This is a genomic window from Actinomycetota bacterium (assembly GCA_030776725.1).
Classification (GTDB): domain Bacteria; phylum Actinomycetota; class Nitriliruptoria; order Nitriliruptorales; family JAHWKO01; genus JAHWKW01.
Genome location: JALYHG010000139.1, coordinates 1 through 9,748, shown reverse-complemented (window position 1 = coordinate 9,748; position 9,748 = coordinate 1). Strand labels below are relative to the sequence as shown.

The 9,748-nt window shown below is 69.0% G+C and carries 6 protein-coding genes; 5 read left to right on the top strand and 1 reads right to left on the bottom strand.

From position 1 onward, the window contains the following. Positions 1 to 56: 56 nt before the first annotated feature. Positions 57 to 1,031, bottom strand: coding sequence for an HTTM domain-containing protein (locus M3N57_06550; protein ID MDP9022350.1), 975 nt, complete (start codon positions 1,029 to 1,031; stop codon positions 57 to 59). A 163-nt stretch (positions 1,032 to 1,194) separates the two neighbouring features. On the opposite strand from M3N57_06550, the gene pdhA reads away from it, so the two are divergent. The 5 genes from pdhA to treS form a co-directional block, all read left to right on the top strand. Further along, positions 1,195 to 2,400: a pyruvate dehydrogenase (acetyl-transferring) E1 component subunit alpha gene (gene pdhA, locus M3N57_06545; protein MDP9022349.1), complete on the top strand. Its 1,206-nt coding sequence runs from the start codon at positions 1,195 to 1,197 to the stop codon at positions 2,398 to 2,400. A gap of 17 nt (positions 2,401 to 2,417) precedes the next feature. After that, the gene (locus M3N57_06540; protein ID MDP9022348.1) at positions 2,418 to 3,383 is read left to right on the top strand and encodes an alpha-ketoacid dehydrogenase subunit beta; all 966 of its coding nucleotides are present in this window, start codon (positions 2,418 to 2,420) and stop codon (positions 3,381 to 3,383) included. A 92-nt stretch (positions 3,384 to 3,475) separates the two neighbouring features. Continuing rightward, on the top strand, positions 3,476 to 4,948 hold the full coding sequence (locus tag M3N57_06535) for a 2-oxo acid dehydrogenase subunit E2 (protein ID MDP9022347.1): 1,473 nt from the start codon (positions 3,476 to 3,478) through the stop codon (positions 4,946 to 4,948). A gap of 160 nt (positions 4,949 to 5,108) precedes the next feature. Further along, positions 5,109 to 7,163: an alpha-1,4-glucan--maltose-1-phosphate maltosyltransferase gene (locus M3N57_06530; GenBank protein MDP9022346.1), complete on the top strand. Its 2,055-nt coding sequence runs from the start codon at positions 5,109 to 5,111 to the stop codon at positions 7,161 to 7,163. Continuing rightward, a partial coding sequence (gene treS, locus M3N57_06525) for a maltose alpha-D-glucosyltransferase (protein MDP9022345.1) occupies positions 7,160 to 9,748 on the top strand: 2,589 nt, incomplete at its 3' end. The genes M3N57_06530 and treS, both read left to right, overlap by 4 nt.

The following is a 9,748-nucleotide window of genomic DNA, read 5'->3' as shown; positions in this document are numbered from 1 at the left end:
GCTGGGGAGGGCGAACAAGCCTGACTCCGCGGCCGGTCGGTGCAGCAGCACGTGCATCACGACGACGAGCACGCACACCGCCGCGTAGGCGAACCACAGGAGGTAGGCCCCGCCAGCGTCAGCACGGCCAGGCCCCGGTTGGTCGGCCCGAGCGCGGCCAGCAGCAGGACGGCGACGACCACGATCATCAGGTGTGCGCCCGCCTCCAGGAGACGACCCGCCCGACCGCGGGCCGTGACCTTGGACCGCAGCCAGCCGGCGAAGCCGGGCGGGAGGAGCAGGACGAACAGCGCGAGCAGCAGCGACGAGAAGTCGAAGAACGGGTGGGCGAGATCGGCCGCCAGCAGCGTGTGGAACCCGACGGCCAGCACCACACCGACGGTGCGGGTACGGCGCACAACCAGCATCACCGGAACCGCGAGTTCCACGAGGATCGTCCCGGCGATCACGGCCCGGGACACCCCGCCAGCCACGAGGTGATCCAGGCCGAAGACTGCCAGCGACTCCTGGGCGAAGAACGTCGCGCAGCTCACGGCCGGGTCCAGGAAGTCCTGGTTGAGCTTCGCGAAGGCGGCGAAGGCGTAGAAGACCAGCAGGATCCAGCGGGCCGCCGGCGCGAACGTGTGGAACAGCTCGGCAGCGGTCAGGCGCCGATCCCTGCACCAGACCGAGGCCGCGGACGCCAGCACGGCAAGGCTGACGAAGCCGCCGACCAACCAGTGGTTGCCCAGACGCGGCGTCTCCAGCCACACGCTCGACAGCTGCAGCGCCGCCAACAAGACGAACAGCCGGGGATCGCGTGATCTGAATAGGACCGCGACGGCGACGCCCCCGAGCGCCAAGAGGTTGACCCCCAGCGCCGTAGGCTCGGGGAAGGCCTCGAAGCGCATCGGTCCGCTGAAGATGTGGAATAGGACCGCGATGGCCCACATAACCGAGAAGGTCACCGCCGCGGCGCTCTCGTGGGTTCCGCGGCGCTCCGCGACTGCGTCGCCCCGAGCGACCGCCACGCCCCGGACGTCGTCTGACACGTGGATAGCCCAACGGATGCTGACAGCCGGACGGGATGCTACCCCCGCCCCGACGCCACGATCCGCGCACCGGATAGGCTCGGCAGCGTGAGCCGCGGCACGCCGCACGGCCCGGCTGGACGGGCCAATCCGCCGCCTCGACGCTACGGCAGAAGGACCGCAGGTGGCGACCAACGAGAAGGCCGCGGGCCACGCCCACCAGCCTGGCGATGCGGCCTTGCAGGACGCTCCCGAGCCAGCTCACGAAGGTCCCGACCTTCGATCGCTGATCAATCCCGACGTCGATCCGCGGGAGCTGCTGCCCAACCTCGAGCCGGTGCAGCTCCTCGACCGCGACGGGGTGTTCCACGAGCACGACGACTACCCGCTGGACCTGAAAGACGAGGACTTCCGGCGCCTGTACCGCCACATGGTCGTGGCACGCCGCGTCGACCAAGAAGCGATCAACCTGCAGCGCCAGGGCCAGCTCGGGGTCTACGCGTCGTGCCGCGGCCAGGAAGCCGCGCAAGTCGGTAGCGCCTACGCGCTGGCGGAGCATGACTGGATCTTCCCGTCCTACCGGGAGCTGGCAGCCGGCATCACCCGCGGGATCGACACGGCCGCGACGCTGCACATGTACCGGGGGACGTGGCTGTCCGACCACGACCCGCACGAGTTCAACTTCGCGTTGATGACGATCCCGATCGGGACCCAGACGCTGCACGGCGTGGGGTTCGCGATGGGCGCGCGGCTCGACGACAACCCGATCGTCGCGCTGATCTACTTCGGTGACGGTGCCACGTCGGAGGGCGACACCAACGAGGCGTTGAACTTCGCGGGGGTGTTCCAGGCGCCGTGTGTCTTCTTCTGCCAGAACAACCAGTACGCGATCTCGGTCCCGCTGTCGAAGCAGACCCACGCCCCGTCGATCGCACACAAGGGCGTGGGGTTCGGGATGCCGGGGCGGCGGCTGGACGGCAACGACGTCCTCGCGTCGTACGCGGTGACCAAGTGGGCGGTGGAACGGGCCCGCGTGGGCGAGGGCCCGACGCTGATCGAGGCGCTGACCTACCGCATGGAGGCCCACACCACCTCCGACGACGCGACCCGGTACCGCACGCGCGATGAGCTGGAGTACTGGGCGACGTTCGATCCCATCTCGAGGATGGAGACGTTCCTCAAGCGCCGCGACCTGTGGGAGGACGCCTTCGCCGACGACGTCGAGGAGCAGGCCAGGCAACAGTCCGAACACGTCCGCGAGCAGATCTACGACGCGCCTCACCCCGACCCGCTCGAGCTCTTCGAGCACGTCTACGTCGAGCCCCCACCGCACCTCGAGCGCCAGCGTGAACAGCTGCGGGCCGAACTCGAGGCCGCCGAGGAGCGCTGAACGTGGCCACGGTGACGATGGCGCAGGCTCTCAACCGGGCACTGCACGACGAGATGACGACAGACGACCGGGTGCTGGTCTTCGGGGAGGACGTCGGCCGGCTCGGTGGCGTCTTCCGCGTCACCGACAAGCTGCAGGACGGTTTCGGCCAGGAGCGCTGCTTCGACACGCCGCTGGCCGAGTCGGGGATCCTGGGCACGTCGCTGGGCTTGGCGCTGTACGGGTTCAAGCCGGTCCCCGAGATCCAGTTCGACGGGTTCGCCTACCCGGCGTTCGAGCAGCTGGTCAGCCACATCGCCAAGTACCGGAACCGCTCGCGGGGAACGGTGACCATCCCCGTCACGGTGCGCATCCCCTACGGGGGTGGCATCGGTGCCGTGGAGCATCACTCGGAGAGCCCAGAGACCTACTGGGTGCACACAGCCGGGCTGAAGGTGGTGACCCCCAGCACCCCGTCGGACGCCTACACGATGTTGCGTCAGTCGATCCAGCACCCCGACCCGGTGGTGTTCCTCGAACCCAAGCGGCGGTACTGGATGCAGGAGGACTGCGAGCTGCCGGTGGAGGACCCGCGGCCCTTGCACCAGGCGGTCGTCCGTCACGAGGGCAGCGACGTCACGCTGGTCGCGTACGGGCCGATGGTGCGGACGGCGACCGAGGCTGCGGGCGCCGCCGCCGACGAGCTCGACGCGAGCGTCGAGGTCGTGGACCTGCGCTCGCTCAACCCGCTCGACGAGCGCACCGTCGTCGCGTCGGTTCGGAGGACCGGCCGGTGCGTCGTGGTCCACGAGGCGGCGATGACCCTGGGGATGGGCGCCGAGATCGCCGCCCGGGTGCAGGAGATGGCCTTCTACCACCTCGAAGCGCCCGTGCTCCGCGTCACCGGGTTCGACACCCCCTACCCACCGGCGAAGCTCGAGCAGTTCTGGCTGCCCGACGTCGATCGCATCCTGGACGTCGTCGACCAGTCGCTGTCCTTCTAGACGGATGCTGCACGGAGCGTCTGCAGGCGACCTGCGAGGAGAGAGGGCGGGAGTTCGGTGATCGACCGCAGACGCTAGATGGGAGCGAGCGCATGGGTGAGATCCGCGATTTCGTCGTCCCCGACCTCGGCGAGGGCTTGGAATCGGGAGAGATCGTCGCCTGGCACGTCGACGTCGAGGACCACGTCGAGCTGAACCAGGACATCTGTGATCTCGAGACCGCCAAGGCGACGGTGTCGGTGCCGTGCCCGTTCGCGGGGACGCTCGTCGAGCGCTTCGGCGCTGTCGGCGATGAGCTCGCGGTCGGTGAGCCGCTGATCCGCATCGACGTCGAGGAGGTCGCCGCGGCAGCCGACGTCCCAGAGGGCGTCGACGACCAGCTCGAGGTGGCCGACGGACCCGCGACGGCCGGCTCCGAGGCGGGCCCGGAGGCCGGCGCCCCAGACGACGCCCCAGACGACGCCCCAGACGACGCTCAGGACACCGATGTGCTGGTGGGGTACGGCGCCGCGGCGGGATCGGCGACGCGGCGGCGGCGGAACGCGATCCGCAAGCGACCCACCGGCCCCGGTGGGGACGGCGACCCCTCCTCGCGATCGCAGCGGCCCCTGGCCCCCCCGCCGGTGCGCAAGCTCGCCAGGGACCTCGGCGTCGACCTGGCAGCGATCGCTCCCGGCTCGGGCAAGGACGGCATCGTCACCCGCGACGACGTCCGCGCCGCCGCGCAGGCGGCCGGTGGCGGGCCCCAGGCGCAGCAGGCTCCCCAGGCGCAGCAGGCCTCCGAGACGGAGCAGGCGTCCCAGGCCGTCGCGCACCGCATCGGCGGGGTGACGGCGGACCTCGGCTTCCGGGGGCGTGCGCCGGGTGACGTGATCGGGCTGTCGGGGATCCGAAAACGCATCGCCGAGAAGATGATCCGGTCACGGACCACCATCCCGCACGCGTCGGCGTCCGTCACGGTCGACTGCACGGCGACGTGGGAGCTGGCCGACCGGCTGACCCGCTCGGCGCGCTCGGAGGGTCACAGCGGCCGGATCACAGCCTTCACGGTCGTGGCGCGCGCCACGGTCCTGGCGCTGCGGAGGTTCCCGATCCTGAACGCGTTCCTCGACGAAGACGCCGACGAGATCCGCCTGTTCGAGGCCATCCACCTCGGCATCGCGGTCGACACCGACCGGGGCCTGCTGGTTCCGGTGGTTCACGACGCCCACCGGCGTTCCACCCTCGAACTGGCGCGCGAGCTGACCCGCTTGGCAGCGGCCGCCCGGGACGGCTCGATCGGACCGGAGGACCTGACCGGTGGGACCTTCACCGTCAACAACTACGGGTCGCTCGGGAACGACATCGCCGACCCGATCATCAACCACCCCGAGGCTGCGATCCTCGGCGTCGGAGCGACCAAGGAGCGGCCCTGGGTGGTGGACGGGGCGCTGGCGGTGCGCCGGACGGTGACGCTCACGGTCGCCTTCGACCACCGCATCGCCGATGGCGGCGACGCAGGCCGGTTCGTGTCGTACGTCGGGGAGCTGGTCGAGGAACCATCGCGGATCCTGCTGCACAGCTGAAGCGCGGGCGGCGGGCACCGCACGTCCCGTAGCGCGTCGGCTGACGCGCTGGCACCCACCGACGGACGGACGGGGCGATGGTCGGGGCGGTCCCCGGCGAGTCCGGAGCCGCCTGCCTACAGTGGCCGGCGGGCATCCCGTCCGCACCCAAGGGAGGTGCATGTTGAGTCGCGCCGCCACGCCTGCGGCCCCGGATGACAGGACGGAGGAGGGCCACGAGGGTCGCAGTCGCGTGGTCATCGAAGGCGTCACGCCGCGGGTGGGCCTGGGTCGGTACGCGGTGAAGCGCACGGTCGGTGAGGACGTCGTGGTCGAGGCGGACGTGTTCACCGACGGCCACGACGAGATCTCGTGCGATGTGCGGTGGAGGACGGTTGGGACGGACCGGCGCGAACCCAACCACGGCCCCTGGCACGACGTGGCCATGGAGGCCCTCGGCAACGATCGCTGGCAGGCGCGGTTCACGGTCACCGAACTGGGTTTCTACGAGTACGCCATCGTCGGGTGGGTCGACCGGTTCAAGACGTGGGTGCACGACCTGGAGAAACGTGTCGCAGCCGACCAGGACGTCGGCATCGATCTGCTCATCGGAGCCAACCTGATCGACGAGGCCGTCGCCGGTGCCGACGGGGCGGACGGCGACCGGCTACAGGAGTACGCCGACCGCCTCAGCGGGGACGCCCCGATGTGGGAGCGTGCGCAGGCGGCGCTGCACGAGGAGCTGGCGATCCTGATGCGGCGCCACGGGCCGAAGCGGTTCGCGACCACCTACCCGTACCTGCTGCCGGTCTGGGTGGACCGGGAACGCGCCCGCCACAGCGCGTGGTACGAGATGTTCCCGCGGTCGGCGTCGCCCGATCCGGACCGGCACGGCACCCTCCAGGACGTGATCGACCGCCTGCCGTACGTCGAGGCACTGGGCTTCGACGTCCTGTACCTCCCGCCGATCCACCCGATCGGCGAGACAGCGCGGAAGGGCCGCGACAACTATCCCGTCGCCGACGAGGGCGACGTCGGTAGCCCCTGGGCGATCGGCTCCCACGATGGTGGGCACAAGTCGGTGCACCCTGAGCTCGGCACGGTGGAGGACGTCGCGAAGCTGGCCCAGGCCTGCCGCGATCGCGGGTTGGAACTCGCTCTGGATGTCGCCTTCCAGTGCTCACCGGATCACCCGTACGTCCGTGAGCACCCTGAGTGGTTCCTGCACCGCCCCGACGGGACGATCCAGTACGCCGAGAACCCGCCGAAGAAGTACCAGGACATCTACCCGTTCGATTTCGAGACCGAGGACTGGCAGGCACTGTGGGAGGAGCTGAAGAGCATCTTCACCTTCTGGATCGACCAGGGCGTGCGGGTCTTCCGGGTTGACAACCCGCACACCAAGCCGTTCCCGTTCTGGGAGTGGTGCATCACCGAGATCCGGCGCGATCACCCGGACGTGATCTTCCTGTCCGAGGCGTTCACCCGACCGAAGGTGATGGCTCAGCTCGCCAAGCTCGGGTTCACCCAGTCCTACACCTACTTCGCGTGGCGGAACGATGCGTGGAGCTTGCAGCAGTACTTCACCGAACTGACCCAGACGGACCTGGTCGAGTACTTCCGGCCCAACGCCTGGCCCAACACCCCCGACATCCTGACCGAGTACCTGCAGTACAACGGGCGCCCGGCGTTCGTGCAGCGGCTGATCCTGGCCGCAACGCTCGCGGCGAACTACGGCATCTACGGCCCGGCGTTCGAGTTGCAGGAGCACGTCGCGATCCGGCCGGGGTCGGAGGAGTACCTGCACTCCGAGAAGTACGAAGTCCGCCACTGGCAACTCGATGCGGAAGGGTCGCTGCGCGATCTGATCGCCCGCGTGAACCGGATCCGTCGCGACCATCCAGCCCTGCACGCAGATCGTCGGCTTCACTTCCACACGATCGACAACCCGGCGATGCTCGTGTACTCCAAGTCCACGCCCGATCTGAGCGACGTCATCCTGTGCGTGGTCAACACCGATCCGCACAACATGCAGTCGGGCTGGACCCACCTGGACCTGCACGATCTCGGCCTGGACGATGGCGAGGCGTTCCAAGCCCACGACCTGCTGACCGGTGCGCGGTACTCCTGGCAGGGTTCGGCCAACTTCGTGCAGCTGTCTCCGGACGTGCCCGCGCACGTGTTCCGCGTGCTGCCGCAGCACCGGACCGAGCGCGACTTCGCGACCTACCGATGACGGCCCGGATGCTCGACGGACACGGCGGGTTCGACGACGATCCGCTGTGGTACAAGGACGCGGTCATCTACGAGCTGCACGTTCGCGCCTTCCACGACAGCGACGCGGACGGCATCGGGGACTTCGCCGGGATGACCGAGAAGCTCGACTACCTCCGCGACCTCGGCGTCACCGCCCTGTGGCTACTGCCGTTCTACCCGTCGCCGCTGCGCGACGACGGCTACGACATCGCCGACTACACCTCGGTGCACCCCTCGTACGGCAACCTGCGGCAGTTCAAGAGGTTCCTGCGCGAGGCCCACCGCCGTGGACTGAAGGTGATCACCGAGCTGGTCATCAACCACACCTCCGACGAGCACCCGTGGTTCCGGCGGGCGGTGGCGGCGCCGCCCGGCAGCAGCCACCGTGACTTCTACGTGTGGAGCAAGACCGCTCAGCGCTACGAGGACGCCCGGATCATCTTCCAGGACTTCGAATCGTCGAACTGGACGTGGCACCGTGGTGCGGACGCCTACTACTGGCACCGGTTCTACTCCCACCAGCCCGACCTCAACTACGACAACCCCGAGGTCATGGCGGCGGTGGAGGAGGTCCTCGACTTCTGGATGGACATGGGTGTGGACGGGATGCGCCTGGACGCCATCCCGTACCTCGTCGAGCGGGAAGGCACCAACTGCGAGAACCTCCCCGAGACCCACCAGGTCCTGAAGGACCTGCGCAAGCACCTCGACGCCACGCACGACAACCGCATGTTGCTCGCCGAGGCGAACCAGTGGCCGGAGGACGCCGCAACCTACTTCGGTGACGGCGACGAGTGCCACATGAACTTCCACTTCCCCCTGATGCCTCGGCTGTTCATGGCGGTGCGGATGGAGGATCGCTTCCCGATCATCGACATCCTGCAGCAGACGCCCGACATCCCCGAGGCCTGCCAGTGGGCGGTGTTCCTGCGCAACCACGACGAGCTGACCCTCGAGATGGTCACCGACGAGGAACGCGACTACATGTACCGGGCGTACGCCCGCGAGGAACACATGCGGGTCAACCTCGGCATCCGTCGGCGGTTGGCACCGCTCCTGGGCAACAACCGCCGCTTGATCGAGCTGCTGAACGGTTTGCTGTTCTCGATGCCCGGCACGCCCGTCCTGTACTACGGCGACGAGATCGGTATGGGCGACAACATCTTCCTCGGCGACCGCAACGGCGTCCGAACCCCGATGCAGTGGTCGTCGGACCGCAACGCCGGGTTCTCGCGCGCCAACCCGCAGCGGCTGTACCTGCCGATCATCATCGACCCCGAGTACCACTTCGAGACGGTGAACGTCGAGGCGCAGCAGGCCAACCCGTCGTCGTTGCTGTGGTGGATGAAACGCCTGATCGCGTTGCGGAAGCGACACCGGGTGTTCGGTCGGGGGACCATCGAGTTCCTGTTCCCCGACAACCCGAAGGTGTTGGCGTTCGTCCGTGCGTACGGCGACGAGCGGGTCCTGGTGGTGGCCAACCTCAGCCGCTTCACGCAGGCGGTCCAGCTGGACCTGTCCGACTACCGGGGGGCCACCCCGGTGGAGATGTTCGGCCGCACGCCGTTCCCCTCGATCGGGGAGCTGCCCTACTTCCTGACGCTCGGGCCGCACAGCTTCTACTGGTTCACGATCGACCACACCCGCGAGGAGATCGCCGTTGGGTACCGCGGCCAGCAGGCGGAACCTGCACCCAGCGTGGCTGCCGAGGAGCGCGACGTACCGGTCGTGACCACCGCGGGTCCGTGGCAGAGCCTGTTCCGTGGCCGCACGACCGCCGCGGTGGAACGGGTGCTGCCGGCGATCCTCGCGGAGCGTCGCTGGTTCGGGGGGAAAGCCCGGACCGTTCAGGTGATCACGGTCGAGGAGAGCGTGTCGATCCCGGTCGAGAACGGCGCCTGCGAGCTGGTCATCATCCGCGTCCAATACACCGAGGGGGAGCCAGAGACCTACGCCTTGCCCGTGGCGTTCGTCGACCAGCAGTACGAGGACCGTGTGCTGGCCGACATCCCCACCGCGGTGCTCGCCCGGGTCCGCCCCCGTGGCGGGAAGGGTGACAGCGGCGTGCTGTTCGACGCGATGTGGAAGCGTGAGTTCGCCGAGGCTCTGCTGGAGATGGTCGGTCGCCGCCGCAAGATCTCCGCGGCGCACGGCGAGGTCCAGGCAACCCCGGCGCGGGCCTTCCGTCAGCTGCGGACAGGCACCGACCAACTGGAACCGTCGGTGGTCCGCGCCGAGCAGTCCAACACGTCGGTGCTGTACGGGCAGCGTCTCATCCTCAAGCTCTTCCGCCGTGTGGAGCCGGGCATCAACCCGGACCTCGAGATCGGGCGGTTCCTCACCGAACGGGTCGGCTTCGAACACACCCCGCCGTTGGCGGGCGTGCTGGAGTACCGACGCCAGCGTGGGGAGCCGTTGACGCTGGCGCTGCTGCAGGGCTTCGTCCCCAACGAGGGCGACGCGTGGGCGTACACCCTCGACTCGCTCGACCGCTACTACGAGACCGCGCTGACCGAGACGCGCAACGGCCCTGATCGGCCACAGCTGCCCCGGAAGGCGCTCACC